The sequence below is a fragment of the Kribbella sp. NPDC051770 genome (genome assembly GCF_040681455.1).
Taxonomy (GTDB): Bacteria; Actinomycetota; Actinomycetes; order Propionibacteriales; family Kribbellaceae; genus Kribbella.
In genome coordinates this window covers 355,964-378,844 of the sequence record NZ_JBFAYT010000006.1, presented here as the reverse complement: position 1 = coordinate 378,844, position 22,881 = coordinate 355,964, and the positions used below count along the sequence as shown (strand labels likewise).

22 protein-coding genes are annotated in these 22,881 nt (G+C 69.5%); 9 read left to right on the top strand and 13 right to left on the bottom strand.

Annotation, left to right across the window (positions count from 1 at the left end; genetic code table 11):
• Nucleotides 1-94 precede the first annotated feature (94 nt).
• Both AB0M01_RS22120 and AB0M01_RS22115 read left to right on the top strand, forming a co-directional pair.
• Nucleotides 95-1,246, top strand: a complete 1,152-nt coding sequence (locus tag AB0M01_RS22120; protein ID WP_363672289.1) for an alpha-hydroxy-acid oxidizing protein — start codon at nucleotides 95-97, stop codon at nucleotides 1,244-1,246.
• A complete protein-coding gene (locus AB0M01_RS22115) occupies nucleotides 1,243-1,899 on the top strand; it encodes an HAD family hydrolase (protein ID WP_363672287.1) in 657 nt (218 codons plus the stop codon). The genes AB0M01_RS22120 and AB0M01_RS22115 overlap by 4 nt, the downstream gene beginning before the upstream one ends.
• Here the strand turns inward: AB0M01_RS22115 and AB0M01_RS22110 are convergent.
• The gene (locus tag AB0M01_RS22110) at nucleotides 1,896-2,663 is read right to left on the bottom strand and encodes a D-Ala-D-Ala carboxypeptidase family metallohydrolase (protein ID WP_363672285.1); all 768 of its coding nucleotides are present in this window, start codon (nucleotides 2,661-2,663) and stop codon (nucleotides 1,896-1,898) included. The genes AB0M01_RS22115 and AB0M01_RS22110 overlap by 4 nt on opposite strands.
• A 199-nt stretch (nucleotides 2,664-2,862) precedes the next feature.
• Between AB0M01_RS22110 and AB0M01_RS22105 the strand changes: the two genes are divergently transcribed.
• From AB0M01_RS22105 to AB0M01_RS22090, 4 genes are read left to right on the top strand one after another with little or no spacing between them, the layout of a single operon-like run.
• Nucleotides 2,863-3,387: a SigE family RNA polymerase sigma factor gene (locus AB0M01_RS22105; RefSeq protein WP_363672282.1), complete on the top strand. Its 525-nt coding sequence runs from the start codon at nucleotides 2,863-2,865 to the stop codon at nucleotides 3,385-3,387.
• On the top strand, nucleotides 3,384-4,802 hold the full coding sequence (locus tag AB0M01_RS22100; RefSeq protein ID WP_363672280.1) for a hypothetical protein: 1,419 nt from the start codon (nucleotides 3,384-3,386) through the stop codon (nucleotides 4,800-4,802). The genes AB0M01_RS22105 and AB0M01_RS22100 overlap by 4 nt, the downstream gene beginning before the upstream one ends.
• A gap of 42 nt (nucleotides 4,803-4,844) precedes the next feature.
• Complete coding sequence (locus AB0M01_RS22095) at nucleotides 4,845-5,345, top strand: SigE family RNA polymerase sigma factor (protein WP_363672278.1); 501 nt, start codon at nucleotides 4,845-4,847, stop codon at nucleotides 5,343-5,345.
• On the top strand, nucleotides 5,342-6,391 hold the full coding sequence (locus AB0M01_RS22090; protein ID WP_363672276.1) for a hypothetical protein: 1,050 nt from the start codon (nucleotides 5,342-5,344) through the stop codon (nucleotides 6,389-6,391). The genes AB0M01_RS22095 and AB0M01_RS22090 overlap by 4 nt, the downstream gene beginning before the upstream one ends.
• Here AB0M01_RS22090 and AB0M01_RS22085 read toward each other — a convergent pair whose 3' ends face one another.
• Complete coding sequence (locus AB0M01_RS22085) at nucleotides 6,392-7,138, bottom strand: TIM barrel protein (RefSeq protein ID WP_363672274.1); 747 nt, start codon at nucleotides 7,136-7,138, stop codon at nucleotides 6,392-6,394.
• Between the two features lie 123 nt (nucleotides 7,139-7,261).
• On the opposite strand from AB0M01_RS22085, the gene rarD reads away from it, so the two are divergent.
• On the top strand, nucleotides 7,262-8,173 hold the full coding sequence (gene rarD / locus AB0M01_RS22080; protein WP_363672272.1) for an EamA family transporter RarD: 912 nt from the start codon (nucleotides 7,262-7,264) through the stop codon (nucleotides 8,171-8,173).
• Here rarD and AB0M01_RS22075 read toward each other — a convergent pair.
• Nucleotides 8,170-8,919 (bottom strand): DUF899 family protein, encoded by a 750-nt coding sequence (locus AB0M01_RS22075; protein WP_363672270.1) that lies wholly within the window; start codon nucleotides 8,917-8,919, stop codon nucleotides 8,170-8,172. The genes rarD and AB0M01_RS22075 overlap by 4 nt on opposite strands.
• 45 nt (nucleotides 8,920-8,964) lie before the next feature.
• Here AB0M01_RS22075 and AB0M01_RS22070 point away from each other — a divergent pair, with 45 nt between their 5' ends.
• Both AB0M01_RS22070 and AB0M01_RS22065 read left to right on the top strand, forming a co-directional pair.
• Entirely contained in the window at nucleotides 8,965-9,447 is a 483-nt protein-coding gene (locus tag AB0M01_RS22070) for an Rrf2 family transcriptional regulator (RefSeq protein WP_363672268.1), read from the top strand.
• Between the two features lie 66 nt (nucleotides 9,448-9,513).
• Complete coding sequence (locus AB0M01_RS22065; RefSeq protein WP_363672266.1) at nucleotides 9,514-10,113, top strand: AAA family ATPase; 600 nt, start codon at nucleotides 9,514-9,516, stop codon at nucleotides 10,111-10,113.
• 13 nt (nucleotides 10,114-10,126) lie between these two features.
• On the opposite strand, the gene AB0M01_RS22060 is transcribed toward AB0M01_RS22065, so the two are convergent.
• From AB0M01_RS22060 to nuoF, 10 genes are all read right to left on the bottom strand, one after another.
• Entirely contained in the window at nucleotides 10,127-11,068 is a 942-nt protein-coding gene (locus tag AB0M01_RS22060) for a polyprenyl synthetase family protein (RefSeq protein WP_363672546.1), read from the bottom strand.
• Between the two features lie 77 nt (nucleotides 11,069-11,145).
• Nucleotides 11,146-12,747, bottom strand: coding sequence for an NADH-quinone oxidoreductase subunit NuoN (gene nuoN, locus AB0M01_RS22055; RefSeq protein WP_363672264.1), 1,602 nt, complete (start codon nucleotides 12,745-12,747; stop codon nucleotides 11,146-11,148).
• On the bottom strand, nucleotides 12,744-14,267 hold the full coding sequence (locus AB0M01_RS22050) for an NADH-quinone oxidoreductase subunit M (RefSeq protein WP_363672262.1): 1,524 nt from the start codon (nucleotides 14,265-14,267) through the stop codon (nucleotides 12,744-12,746). The genes nuoN and AB0M01_RS22050 overlap by 4 nt, the downstream gene beginning before the upstream one ends.
• Complete coding sequence (gene nuoL, locus AB0M01_RS22045) at nucleotides 14,264-16,135, bottom strand: NADH-quinone oxidoreductase subunit L (RefSeq protein ID WP_363672260.1); 1,872 nt, start codon at nucleotides 16,133-16,135, stop codon at nucleotides 14,264-14,266. The genes AB0M01_RS22050 and nuoL overlap by 4 nt, the downstream gene beginning before the upstream one ends.
• Nucleotides 16,136-16,146: 11 nt before the next feature.
• The gene (nuoK, locus tag AB0M01_RS22040) at nucleotides 16,147-16,446 is read right to left on the bottom strand and encodes an NADH-quinone oxidoreductase subunit NuoK (protein ID WP_077019076.1); all 300 of its coding nucleotides are present in this window, start codon (nucleotides 16,444-16,446) and stop codon (nucleotides 16,147-16,149) included.
• The gene (locus tag AB0M01_RS22035; protein WP_363672544.1) at nucleotides 16,443-17,249 is read right to left on the bottom strand and encodes an NADH-quinone oxidoreductase subunit J; all 807 of its coding nucleotides are present in this window, start codon (nucleotides 17,247-17,249) and stop codon (nucleotides 16,443-16,445) included. The genes nuoK and AB0M01_RS22035 overlap by 4 nt, the downstream gene beginning before the upstream one ends.
• Nucleotides 17,250-17,284: 35 nt before the next feature.
• Nucleotides 17,285-17,833 carry an NADH-quinone oxidoreductase subunit NuoI gene (gene nuoI / locus AB0M01_RS22030; protein WP_363672258.1) on the bottom strand — a complete coding sequence of 183 codons (549 nt, stop codon included), beginning with the start codon at nucleotides 17,831-17,833 and terminating at the stop codon, nucleotides 17,285-17,287.
• Nucleotides 17,826-19,157: an NADH-quinone oxidoreductase subunit NuoH gene (nuoH, locus tag AB0M01_RS22025; protein WP_363672256.1), complete on the bottom strand. Its 1,332-nt coding sequence runs from the start codon at nucleotides 19,155-19,157 to the stop codon at nucleotides 17,826-17,828. Before nuoH ends, nuoI begins: the two co-directional genes overlap by 8 nt.
• Complete coding sequence (locus AB0M01_RS22020) at nucleotides 19,154-21,583, bottom strand: NADH-quinone oxidoreductase subunit G (RefSeq protein WP_363672254.1); 2,430 nt, start codon at nucleotides 21,581-21,583, stop codon at nucleotides 19,154-19,156. Before AB0M01_RS22020 ends, nuoH begins: the two co-directional genes overlap by 4 nt.
• Complete coding sequence (gene nuoF, locus AB0M01_RS22015) at nucleotides 21,580-22,881, bottom strand: NADH-quinone oxidoreductase subunit NuoF (RefSeq protein WP_363672252.1); 1,302 nt, start codon at nucleotides 22,879-22,881, stop codon at nucleotides 21,580-21,582. Before nuoF ends, AB0M01_RS22020 begins: the two co-directional genes overlap by 4 nt.

Below are 22,881 nucleotides of genomic sequence, written 5' to 3'. Positions count from 1 at the left end.
CGACCAGCTTCACGCGCACCGGGACGCGACGCGGGTGCCGGACGGCCGGATCAGGCGCTGACGGATGTCATGCATTCGTGAAAGCATCCCCGGCATGGCCAACTTCGGTGATCATCAGCTGGCGATCTACCTGCAGGGCATGCTCCAGGACACCCGGCCGGAGATCACCACCGATCTGTCCCGGCTGGAGGCGCAGGCGGCGGCGAACCTGTCCGCGGAGGCGATGGGCTACATCGTCCCGAGCGCGGGCAGCGGCTCGACGGCGCGGGCGAACCTGGCGGCGTTCGAGAAGTGGCGGCTGGTGCCGCGGATGTTGCGCGGCTCGACCGAGCGCGACCTGTCCTGCACGATCCTCGGGACGAAGATGCCCGCGCCGGTCCTGGTCGCACCGATCGGTGTCCAGACGCTCGCGCACCCCGAGGGCGAGCTGGCGACCGCGCGGGCCGCCGACGCGCTCGGGCTGACCTACACGCACTCGACGCAGGCCAGCCACTCGTTCGAGCAGATCGAGGCCGGCAGCAAGTGGTACCAGCTGTACTGGCCGACCGACCGCGACGTCTGCCTCAGCTTCCTGCAGCGCGCGAAGGACGGCGGGTACGGCGTACTGGTGGTGACGCTGGACACCGGCACGATCGGCTGGCGCCCGGCGGACCTCGACCGCGGCTTCCTGCCGTTCCTCAAGGGCGAGGGCCTGGCGAACTACTTCACCGACCCGGCGTTCCTGGCCAAGCTGCCGAAGACGATCAGCGAGGACCCGGGCGCCGCGGTGATGCACTGGGCGCAGATGTTCCCCAACGTCGGGCTGGGCTGGGACGAGCTGTCGTTCCTGCGCGACAACTGGGACGGCCCGATCGTGCTGAAGGGCATCACGGCGGTCGACGACGCGAAGCTCGCCGCCGAGCACGGTGTCGACGGGATCGTCGTCTCGAACCACGGCGGTCGGCAGGTCGACGGCGCGGTCGCATCGCTCGATGCGCTGCCGGCGATCGCCGATGCGGTCGGCGAGCAGCTCACGGTGCTGTTCGACTCCGGCGTACGGACTGGTGCGGACGCGGCCAAGGCGCTCGCGCTCGGCGCGAAGGCTGTGCTGCTCGGGCGTCCGCTCCTGTACGGGCTGGCGATGGCGGGTCAGGCGGGGGTCGAGCATGTACTGCGGTGCTTCCTCGCCGAGCTGGACCTGACGCTGGCGCTGTCCGGGTACGCGAACCACCGCGAGCTGAACCGCGACTCGGTGACCCCGGCGTGAAGGCGGTCATCTTCGACCTCGACGACACGCTGTTCGACCACACCACCTCAGCCGGTACGGCGCTCAGGCGCTGGGTGGCCGACCTCGGCATCGAGTGGTCGGACGAGTTCTCGATGCGGTGGTTCGAGATCGAGCAGGTCTGCTACGACCGTTTCGTCACCGGGCAGCTGACCCACCAGGGGCAGCGGCGGGCGCGGCTGCACGCGTTCCTGCCGGTGCTCGGGCGACCGATGCCGGGCGAGGACGCGGAGCTCGACGAGATCTTCGAGGGCTACCTGAAGCACTACCGGGGCAGCTGGGCGGCATTCCCGGACGCACTGCCCGCCCTGGAAGTTGCTCGCGGCAACGGTTGGCGGGTCGGGGTGCTGACCAACGGGAGCACGATCCAGCAGAACCTCAAGCTGGAGAAGATCGGGCTCGCGCCGTACGTCGAGGTCGTCGCGACCACCGAGACGCTGGGGTTCGGCAAGCCGGTCCCCGAGGCGTACCTGACGACGTGTCGCCTGCTGGACGTCGAGCCCGCCGACGCGTTGATGATCGGCGACAACTACGAGCTGGACGTGCTCGGCGCTCGAGCCGCGGGGCTGAACGCCGAGCACCTGGATCGCCCGGCCGGGATGACGCTGGATCAGCTGGTTAAACCAATCAGCTAGATCCCGCAGCTCGGGGCCGACCAGGAGTTGCTGGTCCGGATGTCGACGTGGGTGTGGTCGTTGTGGCCCGGGTAGCCGGGGCCGAAGATCCCGCCGAAACCGTGGTTGCGGGCCTGCTGGGCGAGCTTGCAGAACGAGTGGACGCCGACCAAGTCGGCCGACCGGCCGTACAGGTGCTGGCTGTTGCTCGCACCGCCGACCGAGTTGTTGCATGGGACGCTGCGGAATCCGCTGGTGATGTTCAGCGGCTGGTCGCCGAGCGCGTGCCGCATCGCCTCCAGCTGCCACATCGTCTGCAGCGCGTTGGCCTTGGTCGCGGCTGCCGACAGCGGGCCGCCGTCCCAGCCGGAGCCGCCGCAGCCGTCGTCCAGCTCGGCGTACGTGAAGTGGATCGGGGTGCAGTCGTCGTCCTGGAGCGCGTAGAGCTTGCTGAACGTGCCCGGGCCGGCGATGCCGTCGGCGGCCAGGCCGTACGCCTGCTGGAAGCGGGTCACCGCGGCCTTGGTCCCGGGGCCGAAGGCGCCGTCGATCGCGAGGTGCGCGCCGTACCCGGGGTAGCCGGCGACGCGGATCTGCAGCTGGCGGACGTCCTCACCGCTGGCGCCCTGGCTGAGCGTGCGGTTCCAGGTGTAGCAGCCGTCGGCGTGCGCCTTGGTGGCGGTGACGACCTGGGTGGTCACCGCCGTACCGGCGACGGCCGCGAACAGGGCGAGGATCGCGAGGATCCTCGGCAGGGGTTTGCTGAAGAAGGTACGAACGGACATCGGAGAACCTCCGGGGACGCGATCGGGGCGAAAACGCGCTGTCCTGAGCCAGTTTTGCGGCATCATCTGGCGCTTGGCCAGACCTCAACGGAAACTTTTTGACCAACAGGCAACCAATCCCGCACATCGACTGGTCAGCCATGATGTGACCATCGATGAGAGCACGCTCACGCTGCGTGCCGAACGAACGGGGCGATCGATGACTGCTGCCGAGAGCTTCGACGCGTTCGTGCAGGCCCGGTCCGGCCGCCTGCTGCGGACCGCGTACCTGCTGACCCAGGACCACGCACTGGCCGAGGACCTGCTGCAGACCGCACTGGCCAAGGCGTGGTTCGCCTGGTCGCGGATCGACGGCGGCGATCCCGAGCCGTACGTGCGCAAGATCCTGGTCAACACCTACTCCACCTGGTGGCGCCGCCGCTGGAACGGCGAGCAGCCGACCGGGGAACTGCCCGAGTCGGCCGCCCCTTCCGCCGGCACCGTCGAGCGCACCGACCTCTGGCGCGCGCTGCAGCAGCTGCCGCGCCGCCAGCGCGCGGTCGTCGTACTGCGGTACTACGAGGACCTGAGCGCAGCCGAGACCGCCCGCGTCCTCGGCTGCTCCACCGGCACCGTGAAGAGCCAGACCAGCAAGGCCTTCGCCAAACTCCGCCTCGACCCGAACCTCGTCGACCAAGTCCCCACCCCGACCGCCGAACTCGCCGACAAGGAGACCTCGCGATGAACCTCACCGACCTGCGCGAAGAACTCTCCCACCGCGCCGAGACCGTCGAGTCCCCCGACCTGCTGGCGGGTGTCCACCGCCGCATCCGTACGACGAAGCGCCGCCGGGTCGCCGGCTCGCTCACCGCGGTCGCGGCGATCGTTGCCCTGGGCATCGCGGTGGCCCCGACGCTGACCAGCACCGCGCCGGACCCGGCGGACGACACGCCGGCCGACTACGTGAAGGACTCGGTCCGGATCAGCGGCGTCGTCGGCACCGACAAGCTGGACAAGGCCTGGGTCGGCAACATCGGCGAGACCCGCGGCAGCTTCAGCTGGACGCCGACCACGCGGAACGTCATCATCCACCCGTACTGTGCGGCGAACGCCGGCGAGACCCGGTACCTCGTGCAGATCGGTGGCCGCAACGCCGCCTCCGGTCCGTGCAGCGTCGACCGGATCACACCGGACGACAGCGGACTGATCCGCCCGGACTCGGCGTTGTGGCTGGATGTCCCGCTCAACCAGGCGACCACCGTCAACGTCCGCCTCGTCGACAACGACGACAAGCTGATCGCCGACGACTACGCCCAGGTCGGCATCGGCATCTACCGGGCCGGCGAACGGACCCCGCCGCCCGGTGCGGCCACGGCACCCCCGGAGCCCGGCCCCGGCGACCACGAGGAGAACGGCCTGCGCTTCCGCGCCGAGATCGGCGGCGACCGACTGATCTCCTGGGCCAGCGGCAAGCCCGGTGTCAGCAAGCTCACCGGCAGCTACACCTCGACCGGCAGGCCGATCCAGATCGATACGTTCTGCACGGCCAACGACACGGGGTCCGGGTTCCCGTACGACTTCAAGGTGTGGATCAACGGCGTCGAGAGGTTGTCCAGCTGCCTCGCGATGTCCACCGACCTCGGCACGAACGGCGGTGGCGGCTTCGCCGGGGTCGGCAAGCCGGGCGAGCGGATGAACGTGACCGCGACGCTGGTCGACAAGTCCGGCCGACCGGTCGAGGTGCCCGGCGCCCGGATCGCGTTCACCGTCTACGAGAAGGGCCCGCAGCGGACCGTCGACGGGATGAGCCTCGACGAGCGCGTCGAGTTCGGCGGTGCGAAGTACCAGCTCACCGAGCTGAAGACCGTCGACGCCACCACCACCCGCAAGATCGAGCTGAAGACGCCGGAAGGTGTCCCGTTCCTGGTCTCCTACGGCAGCTCGGACCTCGGCGCCAAGGGGGTCGTGAACGGCACCCTCGACGGCCTCTCCGGCCAGTCGATGCTGAGCACCGACGACGGAACCAGCGAGATCACCAGCTGGGGCCTCGGCACCGACGGCAACTGGGCCGGCCCGAGCCGCACCGCCGTCCTGAGGATCACCGACGGCAAGGTCACCAAGGGCAAGCTCATCCTCGCCCTCTACACCCCGGCGAAGTGATGCAACCTCCCGCCACCCCCAGCCACTCGTGACAGTGTGCGGATGACCAAACCAGACCGGGTGGAGTTCGAGGACTTCGTCTCCACCCGGTACGGCGGGCTGCTGCGGACCGCCTATCTGCTGACGCAGGACCGGGCGCTGGCCGAAGACCTCGTGCAGACCACGCTGGCGAGGTGCTGGCTGATCTGGCAGCGGATCGACGATCCGTCGGGGTACGTGCACCGGACGATGGTGAACACCTACACCGCCTGGTGGCGCCGGCGCTGGAACGGTGAGTACCCGACCGAGGAGCTCCCCCAGCATGGTGCCGACGGTGGGCAGGGTGGGGTGGAGATCAGCGCCGACCTGTCGAGCGCACTCCGCCGGCTCCCCCGGCGGATGCGGGCAGTGGTCGTGCTGCGGTTCTACGAGGACCTGTCCGAGGCCGAGACGGCCCGGATCCTCGGGTGCAGCGTCGGCACCGTGAAGAGCCAGACCAGTCGGGCGCTCGCGAAGCTCCGCATCGACCCTGCTGTCCTCGACCACGCCCTGGAGCAGTCATGAACCTCGACGAACTCCGCGACCGGCTGCACGACCAGGCCGGTGAGATCGATCTCGCCGAGCCTGCGCCGATTCCCGTGCTGCGCCGCCGGACCAAGCAGCTGCGGCGGCGCCGAGTGGCCGGGGCCGGAGTGACCGCGGTGTGCGGTGCGCTCGTCGTACTGGTGGCCCTGAACAACGGAATGGTGCCGGACCGGGCCGAGCCGGCGAACAGTCCCAGCCCCGCCCTCGCGACTCCGACCACTCCCCCGGACGGGCTGCCGGAGCGGGCGATCGAGGACGCGCCGGGTGACTACGTACGGGACGGCATCCGGTACCGGGCGAAGGTCGCCGACTCCGACCTGCTGGACGCGCAGATCCGCACCGGGCCGATCTCGTTCCAGTGGGAGCCCGCGCAGGACCTGGTCGACTTCCGCGCTTTCTGCGTGCTGCCGGGCCGGCCGGCCGCCGCCGAGCAGGCCAAGGTCATCGTCCGGGTCGGTGGCCGGGCCGTGACATCTCGGCCTTGTACGGGCGTCGCCGAGCCGGAGGCTGGTGAGCAGGCGAGCATCGGCGTGCCGGGGCTCGGGATCCAGACCACGAAACCGGTCCAGGTCACCGCGACGGTTGTCGATCGCAACAACCGCGCGGTGGCCGGTGCCGTCACCGGCGTCGGCGTCTACACCCGTGGCCCCGACCGGGAACTCAGTCCGGGGTACTGGTTCCCCGAGCGCGTCGAACACCACGGATACCTCTACTCACTGGACGAGGGCACGACGATCACGCCGGTCCGCACCGACTACGGACCGCAGGACGGCCAGCAGGACTCGCCCGGCTTCACGCCGTACCTGCTGGCGTTCGGCACTGTCGGCGTCTCGACCAAGCACACGTTCGAGCTGGCCGGGACGCCCGGCGGGCAGCGGGTCAGCGTGGATCCCGCCGACGGGCCGGCGGCGTCGATGTTCTTCGACGCCGTACCGGCGCAGGCGGCCGGCCAGATCGTGCTGCGGCAGCTCGGCACAGCCCCTGCGACCGGTGACCTGGTCCTCGCGCGCTACCTGCCGGAGTAGTCAGACCCAGCTGTGCAGGCTCGCGGCGTCGGTCGCGAGCTGGGTGACCGAGTCGTCGGCGACGAACTCGAGGAGCGCATTGATCTCGCGCTCCTCGGTGGCCAGTCGCTTCAGCACCGGGCGCCACAGCGACTCGCGAGCGGCGAGCGGGAGGCGGGTGTTCGAGGGCCACCAGGAGAAGACGTGGACGGTGCTGAGCCACGGCATCAGTGCCTCCAGCTGGTCCAGGCAGGTGGCGTCGTCGAGGCCGACCGGGGGCTGCCAGTACGTCGTGAGGTTGGGGGCCCCGACGTCCAGCAGCAGCGTGATCGTGGAGTCGACCTCGTCGGTGAGCGTGCCGCGGTGGAACTCCATCGCGATCTCGATCCCGGCGCCGGCCGCGACGTCGGCGAGCTCGGCCAGGCCGCGGGTGACGGCCATGCGGTCGCCGACCCCGGCGTCCGCCGTACCGACCGCGCCCGCCCAGACGCGGATCCGGGGCGCGCCCAGCTCGGCCGCGGTCGTCACCGCCGTCCGGATCTCCTCGCGGTCGACGCTGCCGGCCCGCAGGTACGACCCGTACGCCGCGATCGCCAGCCCGCGCTCCGCGCAGAGCTCGCGCGCCTTCCGCGCGGCGCCGAGATCGCCGAGCGGGACGTGCACGTCGCCACCCCACTCGATCGCCGCCAGGCCCGCCTCCGCGGCGACATCGACGACCTCCTCGACGCCCAGCTGCCGAAACGTCACCGAGACCAGTCCGGTCCTCACGCCCACATCCGCCTCCTGTGCTCGCCTCCATCCAACCGCATCGCACCAGTACCGGACCGGTGGCGATCTCACGTCATGAGCAAAGCTTTTGTACGACCCTGACTCGGGGTTTAGGCTCCTGACGTGTCAGAGCAACGCAGAGGGTTCCTCCAGGGCTTCGCCGCCTACGTGCTGTGGGGGCTCTTCCCGCTCTACTGGCGGCTGCTCGAGCACTCCGGCGCGATCGAGCTGCTCGCCCACCGGATCGTCTGGTCGCTGATCTCGATCGCCCTGCTGGTCGTCGTACTGCGGCACTTCGGGCAGGTCCGCGTACTGTTCGCCGAACCGCGCCGGCGCTGGCCGCTGATCGCGGGCGCGGTGCTGATCTCGGTCAACTGGGGCGTCTACATCTGGGGCGTCGAGCAGAACCGGGTGGTCGAGACCTCGCTCGGATACTTCATCACGCCGCTGTTCACCGTCCTGCTCGGTGTCTTCGTGCTCGGCGAGCGGCTGCGCGCGCTGCAGTGGACCGCGCTGGCGATCGCGTTCGTCGCTGTCGTCGGCCTGACCATCGAGGCCGGGCGGCCGCCGTGGATCGCGATCGCGCTGACCTTCTCGTTCGGGTTCTACGGGCTGGCCAAGAAGAAGGCCGGCGCGGGCGCGCTGGAGGGGATGGCGGTCGAGTCCGCGACGATGGCGCCGGTCGCGCTGGTCGCGATCGTGGTGATGGCGCTGCACGGGCAGTCGACGGTCACCGACCACGGCGCCGGGTACCTCGTGCTCGTGCTGCTGAGCGGCCCGATCACCGCCGTACCGCTGCTGCTGTTCGGGTCGGCGGCGACGCGGGTGTCGATGACGACGCTGGGGCTGCTCAACTACATCGCGCCGATCATGCAGTTCGTGGTCGGGGTGACGCTCTTCCACGAGCACATGTCGACGATGCGCTGGGCCGGTTTCGGGCTGGTCTGGATCGCGCTGGTGATCTTCACCTGGGACGGCCTGGTACGGCGACGCCGGCGGACCGTCGTACCGGACGTCGCCGCCGCGGCAGCCTAGATCTCGTCCGATCTGCCGGCGGCGAGCCGCGACCACTGGGCGGTCGGGCGCCCGTCGACCTGGTGGTAGTCCGGGTGCTCGTCGGTCCCCCACGGCTGCGGCCAGCCGTCGGGCGAGTCCTCCTGCTGCTCCTGGCGCCCGTACACGGTGAGGTCCATCAGCGAGTAGCTGTTGTCCATCACCTCGATCCCGCGGTTGGTGGTCCACCAGGTCTCGAAGACGCGGTCACCGTCGCGGACGTAGCAGACCATGTGCATCATGCCGACCGTCCGGCCGACGAGCAGGTCGGCCTTCGACGGGTCGGCGGAGTACCAGGGCATCGTCCAGCCCATGAAGTCGCGGTAGCGGCGGCTCTCGGCGTACGGGCCCTGGGCGAAGACCGCGAAGGTGATGTCGCGCGAGTGCAGGTACGACAGCTCGACGACGTTGCTCGTGCACCAGGTGCAGCCCTCGCACTGCTCGGCCGCGGGATGGCCGGGGTGCCACATGAAGTAGTACGCGATCAGCTGGCGGCGGCCCTCGAAGGCGTCGAGCAGCGTCGTCGGCCCGTCCGGGCCGGTCAGCTCCAGCGTGGCGTCGACCTCGACCATCGGCAGCCGCCGCCTGGCCGCGGCGATCGCGTCCCCCTCCCGCGAGTGCGCCTTCTCCCGCACCCGCAGCTCGTCGACCTGCGCCTGGAAGGTGGCCCGGTCGACCACCCGCGGATATCTCGTCTGTGCGTTCATGTCTGCGACGTCGGAGCCCATGAGCCGATCTTGACACGCTTATTCTGGATATTTAGGCTCTAGGTAATGAAGATGAACGAGGGCGTCGAGTGGGCCCTGCACAGCTGCGTGAACCTGTGCTGGATCCCCGGCCGGCCGGTCACGGCCAAGAAGCTCGCCGCGTTCTACGAGCTGCCCACGGCGTACCTGAACAAGCAGCTGCAGGCGCTCACCCGGGCCGGCATCATGTCCTCGACCTCCGGCCCGAAGGGCGGCTTCCAGCTCGCCCGGCGCCCTGAGGAGATCACCCTGCTCGACGTCGTGGTCGCGATCGACGGCCCGGACGACGCGTTCCGCTGCACCGAGATCGCCAAGGACGCCCCCAACGGCGACCCGGCCGTCGACTACCGCAAGACCTGCCTGGTCGGCAGCTCGATGCGCCGCGCCGAGCTGGTCTACCGCCGCGAACTGGCCGCCCGCACTGTCGCCGACATCGTCGCCGACGTCGAGCAGAACTTCCCCGAGACGGCCACCTCGACCCGGGACTGGTTCGTCGCCCAGACCTCCTGAGTCCGCACTCTCAGTTGATTCCAAGGAAGTTCTCAGTGCTGTGCGTCACCATCGGGGAAAGCGGCGATGGGAGACGCGATGGTGGGTGCGGCGCTGGCGGCTGGGGTGCTGCGGTACCCGGTGGAGTGCGTGGTGGTGCTGGCGGGGATTCCGGGGGCGGGCAAGAGCACGTTGCTGCGGCGGGTGTTCGCCGGGCGGAGCGGTGTCGAGGTGCTGGACTCGGCGACGACGCGGGACGGATGGCGGCCGGTGCTGGGGAGCATCCCGTACTGGGTGTGGCGGCCGCTGGTTCACCTGACGTACTACGTGCGCGTGGTGCTCGCGATCCGGCGTGGCGGTCCGCTGGTGATCCACGACTGCGCGACCAGGCCGTCGGCGCGCTGGTTGATCGGCTGGGCAGCCCGTACGGCGGACCTGCCGGTGCACCTGATCATGCTCGACGTCCCCGAGGAGGTCGCCCGCCAAGGCCAGGCGGAGCGGCAGCGCGTGGTGCGCGAGACCAGCATGGCCGGGCACAGCAGACGCTGGCCGGAGCTGGTCAGGCTTGCCGGCCAGGACCCGGCGCTGGTCGTGCCGGGGGCGGTGTCGGCCGTCGTACTGAGCAGGGCGCAGGCCGATCAGGTGCGGGAGATCGTCTTCCACCAGGCCGGGGCCGCGGCGGCCTGACCACCCGCTCGGTTCAGACCGAGCGGGTGACGACCAGGTCGCAGAGCGACTCCAGCGCCGAACGGGCCACGCCCTCGGGCAGGTCGGCGAGGTGCTTGCGGGCCTCGTCCGCACGACGGCGTACGTCGTCCTCGGCCTGGTGCAGCGCGCGGTGCGACCGCAGCGCGGTGAGCGCCTCGGCCAGCCGGGCGTCGTCGGTGAGGTCCGCGTCGAGCAGCTCGAGCAGCTTGGCGTCCTCGGGGTCCGACGGGTCGGCCTGGGCCCGGAAGATCAGCACCGGGAGCGTCGGAACGCCCTCGCGCAGATCGGTGCCCGGGGTCTTGCCGGACTGCATCGACTCCGAGGTGATGTCGAGGATGTCGTCGGCGAGCTGGAAGGCCGCGCCGATCTCCTCGCCGAAGGCCCGCAGCGTCTCCTGGATCTCCTCGGACGCACCGGCGAACCGGGCCCCGAACAGCGCCGAGGTGGCGATCAGCGAACCGGTCTTGTCGGCGACCACCGACAGGTAGTGCGCCAGCGGGTCCTGTCCTTCGCCGACCCCGAGGGTCTCCCGGATCTGCCCCTCGACCAGCCGGCCGAAGGTGCGCGCCTGGATCCGGACCGCTTCCGGCCCGAGCGAGGCGACCAGGTCCGAGGCCCGGGCGAACAGCCAGTCCCCGGCCAGGATCGCGACCGAGTTGTCCCAGGCCGCGTTCGCGGTGGACGCGCCGCGCCGCAGCGCGGCCTCGTCCATCACGTCGTCGTGGTGCAGCGTCGCGACGTGGGTCAGCTCGACCACGACGGCCGAGTCGACCACCTCGGCGGCGTCGGGCCGGGGCCCGAACTCCGCCGCCAGCAGCACCAGCAGCGGCCGGAAGCGCTTGCCTCCGGCAACCATGACGTGCTGGGCGGCCTGGGTGACGAACGGCGCCTCGGACTGGGTGGAGTCACGCAGCGCCTGCTCGACCCGTTCCAGCCCGGCACGAACCCGGGACTCGAGCGCCTCGTCGGCGAACGCGAATCCCAGGCTCTCGGCCGGCAGCGGGGTCGGACTCAACGGATGAACTCACCCGCACGGGCCGCCAGGTCGAGCATCGGTCCGGGAACCAGACCGAGCACCACCGTGGCGGCGAGACCCAGGGCGACGGCGGCCGTGGTCTGCCACCCGGGCAGCACCACGTCCGGAGCGTCGTCCGGCAGGTCGGAGAAGAACATCAGCACGATCACGCGGACGTAGAAGAACGCGGCGACCAGGCTGCAGAGCACCGCGATCACGACCAGCGGCCACGCGCCACCGGTCCAGGCCGCGGTGAACACGGCCCACTTGCCGGTGAAGCCCGCGGTCAGCGGGATGCCGGCGAACGACAGCAGGAAGAAGGCGAAGATGCCGCCGAGCAGCGGCGACTTCTTGCCCAGCCCGGCCCACCGCGACAGGTGCGTCGCCTCGCCGCCCGCGTCGCGGACCAGCGTGACGACGGCGAACGCGCCGATCGTCGGGAAGCCGTAGGTGACCAGGTAGAACAGCACCGCCTGGGTCGAGGTGATCCCGTTCAGCACGCCGCTGCCGGCCTGGGCCAGCCCGATGAACGCGGTCAGCAGGAAGCCCGCGTGCGCGATCGAGGAGTAGGCCAGCATCCGCTTCACGTCGGTCTGGGTGATCGCGACGATCGAGCCGACCACCATGGTGAGGATCGCGACGATCCACATCATCGGCGCCCAGTCCCAGCGCGTTCCGCCGAGCGCGACGTAGAAGACCCGCATCAGCCCGATGAACGCGGCGATCTTGGTGCAGGCCGCCATGAAACCGGTGACCGGCGTCGGGGCGCCCTGGTAGACATCCGGCGTCCAGGAGTGGAACGGCACGGCGCCGACCTTGAACAGCAGGCCGACCCCGAGCAGACCGGTGCCGGCCAACAGGATCGCGTCGCCACCGGTCTGGGTGGCCAGCGCGTCGGCGATACCGCCGAGCGACATGGTGCCGGCGTACCCGTAGAGCAGGGCGATACCGAACAGCAGGAACGCCGAGGCGAACGCGCCGAGCAGGAAGTACTTCATCGCCGCTTCCTGCGAGATGAGCCGGCGACGCCGGGCCAGACCGCAGAGCAGGTACAGCGGCAGCGAGAAGACCTCGAGCGCCACGAACAGCACCAGCAGGTCGTTGGCCGACGCGAACAGCATCATGCCGCCGATCGCGAACATGGTCAGCGGGAAGATCTCGCTGTGCTCGACCTTGGCCGCGGTGCCCTCGCGCTCGGCCTCACTGCCCGGTACGGCGGCCGCCTGGCCGGCGAACGCCGACAGGCCTCCGTCGACCGACCGCTCGGCGAACAGCAGCAGGCTGATCAGCGTCAGCGCGAGCAGGATCACCCAGGTGTACAGCGCCGGGCCGTCCACCGAGATCGCGCCCTGGGCCGCCACCAGCTTCTTCTCGTCGGCCATCAGCAGCACGGTGAGCACACCGGCCACGACCACACCGACGATCGCGATCGCGACCTGGACCAGGTGCCGCCAGGTCCGCGGGAGGAACGCCTCGGCCAGTACGCCGAGGCAGGCCGCGCCGAAGACCACGAACAACGGCATCAGCTCGTTGTACTCGATCTTGGGCGCGACGAAGTCCGCCAGCGGCAGAACCTGCGCCGTCAGCACTGCACTCACTTCTGTCCCTCCGTCACGGGGATCTCAGGGGCCTTGTCGGTGACGCCGACGATCTGCATCGTCGACTCCACCGCCGGCTTGATGATGTCGACCACCGGCTTGGGGTAGATCCCGAAGCCGACGATCAGCAGCACCAGCGGTGCGATCGCGAACACCTCGCGGAAGTTCAGGTCCTTCAGCTTCTCGATCCCGTCGCGGACCGGCCCGGTCATCAGGCGTTGGTACATGATCAGGATGTAGAGCGCCGCGAGCACGATACCGACCACCGCGATCACGGCGATCACCTTGTGCTTGCTGAAGGTGCCGGCCAGCACCATGAACTCACTGATGAACGGCGACAGGCCGGGCAGCGCCAGGCTGGACAGACCCGCGAACAGGAACGTCCCGGCCAGCACCGGCGCGACCTTCTCGACACCGCCGTAGTCGGCGATCCGGGCCGAGCCGCGGCGCGAGATCAGGTAGCCGGCGACCAGGAACAGCGCCGCCGTCGACAGGCCGTGGTTGAACATGTAGAGCGTCGACCCGGTCAGCCCCTGCGAGGTGAGCGCGAAGATGCCCATCACGATGAAGCCGAAGTGCGAGATCGAGGTGTAGGCGATCAGGCGCTTGATGTCGGTCTGGCCGATCGCCACCAGCGCGCCGTACAGGACGCTGATCAGGGCCAGCACCAGGACCACCGGGGTGGCCCACTTGGAGGCCTCCGGGAACAGGCCCAGGCAGAACCGGATCATCCCGAAGGTGCCGATCTTGTCCAGGATGCCGACCAGCAGCACCGAGGTGCCCGGCGTCGCCTCGGCGGCGGCGTCCGGCAGCCAGGTGTGGAACGGCACCATCGGCGCCTTCACCGCGAAGGCGAAGAAGAAGCCGAGGAACAGCCAGCGCTCGGTGTTCTGCGACATGTCCAGCTTGATCATGTCGGTGAGCAGGTACGACGGGTCGCCGGCCTTGGCCGAGACGACGTACAGGCCGATCACCGAGGCCAGCATCAGCAGCCCGCCGAGCAGCGAGTAGAGCAGGAACTTCACCGCGGCGTACGAGCGCTGCGCGCCGCCGAAGCCACCGATCAGGAAGTACATCGGGATCAGCGTGGCCTCGAACAGCACGTAGAAGAGGAACACGTCGGTGGCGGCGAAGACCCCCAGCGACAGCGCCTCCAGCACCAGCAGCCAGACGAAGAACGACTTCTCGCTCCAGCGCCCGGACTTGGCGTCGTTCCACGACGCCAGCTGGACGATCGGGGTGAGCAGCGCGGTGAGCACCACCAGCACGATCCCGACACCGTCCAGGCCGAGCGCGAAGTGCGCCCCGAAGGCCCCGATCCAGGTGTGCGTCTCCTCGTAGTCCGCCGCACCGTTCTGGTGGTAGCCGACGGCAATCACCAGGGTCAGCACGAGCGTCAGCAGGGAGAAGCCCACCGAGACCTGCTTGGCCAGCAGGGCCTTGGTCTTGGGCACCGCCAAGGTGACCAGGGCTCCCACCAGGGGCAGGAGCAACAGATACGTCAGCCAACCGATGTTCACGACAACCTCACCGCGAGGAGGGCGACGACCACGAGAGCGGCGCCGAAGACCATGCTGAGTGCGTACGAACGGACGAAGCCCGTCTGGAACCGGCGGAGCCGGCCGGACAGACCGCCGAAGAGTGCGGCCAAGCCGTTCACCGAGCCGTCCACGCCCCGGTTGTCCAGCCAGACCAGCGTCCGGGTGAGGTACTGGCCCGGACGCATCAGGACCGCCTCGTTGAGCGCGTCGCCGTACAGGTCACGGCGGGCGAACGTGGTGACCGGCGAGACCTTGACCGGCGCCTCGCGCGGGATGTCCTGGCGGTAGCGCAGGTACCCGATCGCGGCACCGACGACGACCACGGCGACCGTGATCAGCGTCATCACCAGCGCGCTGACCGGCGGGTGGTGCTCCTCGTGCCCGACCACCGGCTCCAGCCAGTGCACGATCCACTCGCCGAGGAAGAACAGCGCGCCACCGAAGACCGACAGGAAGGCCAGCACGATCAGCGGCACCGTCATCGACTTGGGCGACTCGTGCGGGTGCACGTCCTCGGCCCAGCGCTTCTTGCCGAAGAAGGTCATCATCATCAGCCGCGTCATGTAGAACGCGGTGACCCCGGCCGCCAGCAGGGCGCACAGACCGATCACGAAGTTGTCTGCGAAGGCGGCCTCGATGATCTTGTCCTTGCTCCAGAAGCCGGCGAAGCCCGGGAACCCGATGATCGCCAGGTAGCCCATCAGGAAGGTGCCGAAGGTGATCTTCATCGACGTCCGCAGGGCGCCGTAGTGGCGCATGTTCACGTCGTCGTTCATGCCGTGCATCACCGAGCCGGCGCCGAGGAACATGTTGGCCTTGAAGAAGCCGTGCGTGATCAGGTGGAAGATCGCGAACACGTAGCCCGCCGGGCCGAGACCGGCGGCGAGCATCATGTAGCCGATCTGGCTCATCGTCGAGCCGGCCAGCGCCTTCTTGATGTCGTCCTTGGCGCATCCGATGATCGCACCGGCCAGCACCGTCACGGTGCCGACGATGACGACCGCCGTGGAGGCCGCCTCGGTCTGCTCGTAGATGGCGTGCGAGCGGGTCACCAGGTAGACGCCGGCGGTGACCATGGTCGCCGCGTGGATCAGGGCCGAGACCGGGGTCGGGCCCTCCATCGCGTCCAGCAGCCAGGACTGCAGCGGCACCTGGGCCGACTTGCCGCAGGCCGCCAGCAGCAGCATCAGGCCGACCAGCGTGGCCCAGGTCGACGACATCCCCTCGGCCCCGGCGTTCACCGAGGCGAAGGCCGAGCTGCCGAACAGCGCCCACATGCTCATCACCGCGAGCGAGAGGCCGATGTCACCGACGCGGTTCACCACGAAGGCCTTCTTGGCGGCGGTGGCCGCCGAGTGCCGGTCCTGCCAGAAGCCGATCAGCAGGTACGACGCCAGACCGACGCCTTCCCAGCCGACGAAGACCAGCAGGTAGTCCGCGGCCAGCACCAGCAGCAGCATCGCCGCGATGAACAGGTTCAGGTAGGCGAAGAAGCGGCGCCGGCGCGGGTCGTGCGACATGTAGCCGATCGAGTAGATGTGGATCAGCGACCCGACACCCGTGATCAGCAGCACGAACAGGATCGACAGCTGGTCGACCAGCAGCGTCACGTCCACGTGAATGCTGCCGACCGAGAACCACTCGAACAGCTTGACCGTCTCGGACCGCTCCTCGGCGCCGTGCCCCTGCATCTGGACGAACAGCAGGACGCCGCAGACGAAGGAGGCCAGCGACGCCGCGGTGCCGAGCAGGTGTCCCCAGGCGTTGGTGGCCTTGCCACCGAGCAGGAGGATCGCCGCCGACACCGCTGGGATCGCGACCAGCAGCCACGCGAGCTCATGACTCATCGGTGATTACCTCAGTACTTGAGCAGGTTGGCGTCGTCGACCGAGGCCGAACGACGGGTGCGGAAGATGGCCATGATGATCGCCAGGCCGATCACGACCTCGGCCGCGGCCACCACCATCACGAAGAAGGCGGCGATCTGGCCGTCGAGATTGCCGTGCTGGCGGGCGAAGCTGACGAAGGCCAGGTTGCAGGCATTCAGCATCAGTTCCACGCACATGAACACGACGATGGCGTTGCGGCGTACGAGAACACCGAGGGCACCGATGCTGAAAAGGATCGCCGCCAAGATGATGTACGGCTCGGTGCTCACAGCTTGTCTCCTTCGCCGTAGCCGCTCAGGTCGGTGCTCTCCGGCTCGGACGGGACCTGGTCACCGGGGTCGCCCTCGGCGATCCGGCGCACGGTGTCGATCTCGTCGCGCTCCTCGTTCTCGGGGAACACGGTGCCACGGGCCTGCAGCACCCGCGAAACCGAGGTCGGCGCGATCGACCCGTCCGGCAGCAGCGCCGGCGTGTCGACGGCGTTGTGCCGGGCCAGTACGCCGGGCGTCGGCAGCGGGCCGGGGTGCACGCCGTGGTCGGCGTACTTGCGGATCCGCTCCTCGGCCAGGTCGCGCTGGGTCTTCTTCTTGGTCAGGCGCTCGCGGTGGGCCAGCATCATGGCGCCCATCGCGGCGGTGATCAGCAGCGCCGAGGTCACCTCGAAGGCGAACACGTACTTGCCGAACAGCAGCTGGGCGATCCCGTGCGGGTTGCCGTCGGGCTGCGCCTGGGCCAGGCCGACCGGGTCGCCGTACACGGCGTTGCCGACCGCGAAGATCAGCAGCACCGCGATCCCCAGGAAGGCCAGCCCGGCCAGCAGGCGCTGACCGCGGATGGTCTCCACCAGGGAGTCCGACGCGTCGACGCCGACCAGCATCAGCACGAACAGGAACAGCATCAGGATGGCGCCGGTGTAGACGATGATCTGCACGGCGAACAGGAACGGCGCGTCCTGCGCGGCGTACTGGACGGCCAGGCAGACCATCACCGTGGCCAGCAGCAGCGCCGAGTGCACCGCCTTGCGGACCAGGATCATCGCGATCGCGGCCAGCACCATGATCGGGGCCAGCATCCAGAACGCGACCTGGCCGCCGGTGACGAGGGAGGTCACTTCTCCGCACCACCCTCGGCGGGTACCGCCGCGCCGGTCAGGCCGCGGTAGTAGTCCTTGTCGGTGGTGCCGAGCTGCATCGCGTGCGGCGGCTCCTCCATGCCGGGCAGGAGCGGCGCCAGCAGGTCCTTCTTCTCGTAGATGAGGGACTCGCGGCTGCGGTCGGCCAGCTCGTACTCGTTGGTCATCGTGAGCGCCCGGGTCGGGCACGCCTCGATGCAGAGTCCGCAGAGGATGCAGCGCAGGTAGTTGATCTGGTACACCCGGCCGTACCGCTCACCGGGCGACATCCGGCCGCCCTCCTCGTTGTCCGCGCCCTCGACGTAGATGGCGTCCGCGGGGCAGGCCCACGCGCACAGCTCACAGCCGATGCACTTCTCCAGGCCGTCCGGCCAGCGGTTCAGCTGGTGCCGGCCGTGGAAGCGCGGGGCGGTCGGCTTCTTCTCGAACGGGTACTCCTCGGTGAACACCTTGCGGAACATCGTCCGGAAGGTGACACCGAAACCCGCTACCGGGTCCCAGAGGGATTCTTTGACGCTAGCCACGGCTGCCTTCCTTGCTACGACTGTCCGCTTCGCTTGCGCTCGGAGTGCTGACGAGCGGTGGTGGCACGGGGAACCCGCCGGCGAAGGCGTCGAAGTCGGCGCCGTCCGGTTCGGGTTCGGGGTCGGTCTTCTTCTGCGGCAGGAACATCGTGATCACCGCGATCAGCGCGACGATCCCGGCGGCCAGCAGCAGCCAGTTGCGCTGGAACTCGACCTCACGGCCGACCGCGCGAACGGTGGCGACCAGCACGATCCAGCCCAGCGAGACCGGGATCAGGATCTTCCAGCCCAGCTTCATGAACTGGTCGTAGCGCAGTCGCGGCAGCGTTCCGCGCAGCCAGATGTAGAAGAAGATGAAGCACATCATCTTGCCGACGAACCAGAGCACCGGCCAGTAGCCGGAGTTCGCGCCGTCCCAGATCGAGATCGGCCACGGAGCCCGGTACCCGCCGAGGAACAGCGTGGTGGCCAGCGCCGACACGGTCGCCATGTTGATGTACTCGGCGAGGAAGAACATCGCGTACTTCATCGAGGAGTACTCGGTCAGGAAGCCCGCGACCAGCTCGCCCTCGGCCTCGGGGAGGTCGAACGGCGCCCGGTTGGTCTCGCCGACCATCGAGATCACGTAGATCACGAACGACGGGAAGAGCAGGAACGCGTACCAGCCCGGGATCGGGATGTCGGCGCCGAACAGGCTGACCGACTGGTGCGAGCCCTGCGCGGCGACGATCTCCGAGGTGGACATCGAGCCGGCGAACAGGAACACCGTGACCAGCGCCAGGCCCATCGCGACCTCGTAAGAGATCATCTGGGCGCTGGAGCGCAGACCACCGAGCAGCGAGTACGTCGAGTTCGACGACCAGCCGCCGAGCACGATGCCGTAGATGCCGATCGAGGCGATCGCCATCACGTACAGCACCGAGACCGGCAGGTCGGTGATCTGCAGCCGGGTGTAGGTGTCGGTGAACGGGATCTTCACCGTCGGGCCGAACGGGATCACCGCGAAGGTCAGGAAGGCCGGGATCGAGACGATCACCGGCGCCGCGACGTAGACGAGCTTGTCCACGCCCTTCGGCATCAGGTCTTCCTTGAACATCAGCTTCATACCGTCGGCCAGCGACTGGAGCAGACCGAACGGGCCGTGCACGTTCGGGCCGACCCGGTGCTGCATCCGCGCCACCACCCGGCGTTCCCACCAGATGTTGAACAGGGTCAGCACGACCAGGAAGACGAAGACCAGCAGCACCTTGATGCCGACGACCCACCAGGGGTCGTTGCCGAAGCCGGCATCCGGTACGTCGGCCATCGGGACGACGAGACTCATGAGTTTCCTCCGGCGATGGTCACGATCGAGCCGTGGTCGGCGTGCAGCGCGCGGCGGACGTGCGAGTCGGCCGAGTTCGTCGGCAGCCAGACCACGTTGTCGGTCATCGGGGTGATCACGACCGGCAGCCGGATCGAGCCGGCGTCGGTGCTGACCACCAGCTCGTCGCCGTCGGCGACCCCGACCCGGTGCGCGGTCGTCGCCGACAGCCGGGCGACCGGCTTGCGCGCGGTCGCGACCAGGTGCGGCTCACCGTCGTTGCCACGGCTGGCGTCGATCAGCATCCGCCAGGTGGCCAGGCGGGTCGAGTCGAACGCACCGAGCGACGGACCGGCCTGGTACGTCGGCTCCTGCGCGCGGTCGCCGTCCCAGCGGCCGAGCTCGTCGTACTCGCGCTTGGCACCGGCCGGGGTGCTGAACCCGAGCGACAGGTCCATCTCCTGGGCCAGCGCGGCCAGCGCGCGCACGTCGGGCATCGCGGCCGGCACCTTGAGCACGACCGGGAACGGCCGCTCGCGGCCCTCCCAGTTCACGAAGGTGCCGTCCTTCTCGGCCGGCGGTACGACGGGGAAGATCACGTCGGCGTGCTCGGTGACCTGCGAGCTGCGGACCTCGAAGCTGACCACGAACGGCGCGGCTTCGAGCGCGGCCAGCGCGGCCGCCGGGTCCGGCAGGTCGTCGATCTCGACGCCGGCGACGACCAGGGCCTGCAGCGACCCGGCCGAGGCCAGGATCTCGCCGGTGTCGCGGCCCGCGGTGGCGGGGAGGCTGTCGACACCCCACGCGGCCTGCAGGTCGACCCGAGCCTGTACGTCGGAGACCAGGCGGCCACCGGGCAGCAGACCCGGGAGGCAGCCGGCCTCGAGCGCGCCGCGGTCACCCGCACGACGCGGGATCCACGCGAGCTGGGCACCGGTGTCGAGCGCCAGCCGCAGCGCCGCGGACAGTGCACCCGGCACCGTCGCGAGCCGCTCACCGACGATGATCACCGCGTCCGGCCCGAGCGCCGCCTTCGCAGCCGCCCCGGTGTCGCCCTGGTTGCCCAGGTCGGCCAGTACGGCGGCCTCGGTGCCCGGCGTCGTCGAGACGACGACACCGTTCAGCTTCTCGACACCGCGCGAGGCCAGCGACGCGATCGTGAAGACCTTGGTGCCCCGGTTCCGCACGCCCTTGCGGAGGCGGAGGAACACCGTCGGCGCCTCCTCCTCGGGCTCGAACCCGGCGAGCAGGACCGTACCGGCCCGCTCCAGGTCGGCGAACGTCGTACCGAGTCCGGTCCCGGCCACCGCGGCGGCCAGGAAGTCGGCCTCCTCCGGCGAGTGCGGGCGGGCCCGGAAGTCGATGTCGTTGCTGCCCAGGGCGACCCGCGCGAACTTCGAGTACGCGTAGGCGTCCTCGAGGGTCAGCCGGCCACCGGTCAGGACGGCCGCGTTGCCGCGCGCCGCGGTGAGCTTCTGCGCGGCGAAGGTCAGCGCCTCCGGCCAGGAAGCCGGCCGCAGCTCGCCGTTCTCCCGGATCTGCGGGTGGGTCAGCCGGTCGCCGGTGGTCGCGTAGTTGAACGCGAACCGGTCCCGGTCGGAGATCCACTCCTCGTTGACCGCCGGGTCGTCGCCGGACAGCCGCCGCATCACCTTGCCGCGCCGGTAGTCGACCCGGATCGCCGCACCGGAGGCGTCGTGCTCAGCCACCGACGGAACCGACACCAGGTCGAACGGCCGCGAGCGGAACCGGTACGCCGCGCTGGTGAGCGCGCCGACCGGGCAGATCTGGATCGTGTTGCCGGAGAAGTAGCTCTCGAAGGGCTCCTTCTCGTAGATCCCGACCTGCTGCAGCGCACCGCGCTCGACCAGCGCGATGAACGGGTCACCGGCGATCTGCTCGGAGAACCGGGTGCAGCGGGCGCAGAGCACGCAGCGCTCGCGGTCCAGCAGCACCTCGGCCGAAATGTTGATCGGCTTCGGGAAGGTCCGCTTGACCGCGTCGAACCGGCTCTCGCCGTTGCCGTTGGTCATCGCCTGGTTCTGCAGCGGGCACTCGCCACCCTTGTCGCAGACCGGGCAGTCCAGCGGGTGGTTGATCAGCAGGAACTCCATGATCCCGTGCTGCGCCTTGTCCGCGACCGGCGACGTCACCTGGGTCCGGACCACCATGTTGTCGGCGACGGTGATCGTGCAGGAGGCCTGCGGCTTCGGCATCCCGCGGCCGTTGCCGGCGTCCGGGATCTCGACCAGGCACTGGCGGCAGGCGCCGACCGGGTCGAGCAGCGGGTGGTCGCAGAACCGCGGGATCTGGATCCCGGCCTGCTCCGCCGCCCGGATCAGCAGGGTGTTCTTCGGGACCTTGACCTCGATGTCGTCGATGGTCACGGTGACCAGGTCGACCTTCTCGACCTCGGCGCCCGACGGGGGGTTGGCTTGGATGGTCATGCGGTTGCTCCAGCGGTCGCGAAGACGGCGGACGCCATCGGGTCGAACGGGCAGCCGCCGTGGGTGAAGTGCGCGAGGTACTCGTCCTTGAAGTGCTGGATCGAGCTGGTGATCGGCGCGGTCGCACCGTCGGCCAGCGCGCAGAACGAGCGGCCGGTGATGTTCTCGCTCAGGTCGAGCAGCGTCTCCAGGTCGGCCTCGCTGCCCTGGCCCTTCTCCAGCCGCTCCAGGATCTGGACCAGCCACCAGGTGCCTTCGCGGCACGGCGTGCACTTGCCGCAGGACTCGTGCTTGTAGAACTCGGTCCAGCGCAGCACCGAGCGGACCACGCAGACGGTGTCGTCGAAGATCTGCAGCGCCTTGGTGCCGAGCAGGGAGCCGGCCGCGCCGACGCCCTCGTAGTCCAGCGGTACGTCGAGGTGCGCGTCGGTCAGCAGCGGCGTCGACGAACCACCCGGCGTCCAGAACTTCAGCGTGTGGCCCTCGCGGACCCCGCCGGCCAGGTCGAGCAGCTGGCGCAGCGTGATACCCATCGGCGCCTCGTACTGGCCGGGCCGGGTGACGTGTCCGGACAGCGAGTACAGCGTCATGCCCTTGGACTTCTCGGTGCCCATCGAGCCGAACCAGTCCACGCCGTTCTTGATGATGGCGGGAACAGACGCGATCGACTCGACGTTGTTGATGACAGTGGGGCAGCCGTACAGACCGGCCACGGCCGGGAAGGGGGGACGCAGCCGGGGTTGACCGCGACGACCTTCCAGCGAGTCGAGCAGTGCCGTCTCCTCGCCGCAGATGTAGGCACCGGCGCCGGCGTGCACGATGACGTCCAGGTCGTAGCCGCTGCCGAGGATGTTCGCGCCGATCAGGCCGGCGTCCTTCGCGTCCTGCACGGCCTGCTGCAACCGCCGTACGACGTGCAGCACCTCACCGCGGACGTAGATGAACGCCGTCGACGCGCGGATCGCGTAGGACGCGATGATGACGCCCTCGACCAGCGTGTGCGGCGAGGCCATCATCAGCGGGATGTCCTTGCAGGTGCCCGGCTCGGACTCGTCGGCGTTGACGACGAGGTACTTCGGCTTCGGGTTGTCCTGCGGGATGAACGACCACTTCATACCGGTCGGGAAGCCCGCGCCGCCACGGCCGCGCAGACCGGAGTCCTTGACGGCGGTGACCACATCGGCCGGCTGCATCCGCAGCGCGGTCCGCAGCGCGTCGTACCCGCCGGAGCGCTGGTACGACGCCAGCTGCCAGGAGCGGATCTGGTCCCAGTTGTCGGACAGTACCGGGGTCAGCAT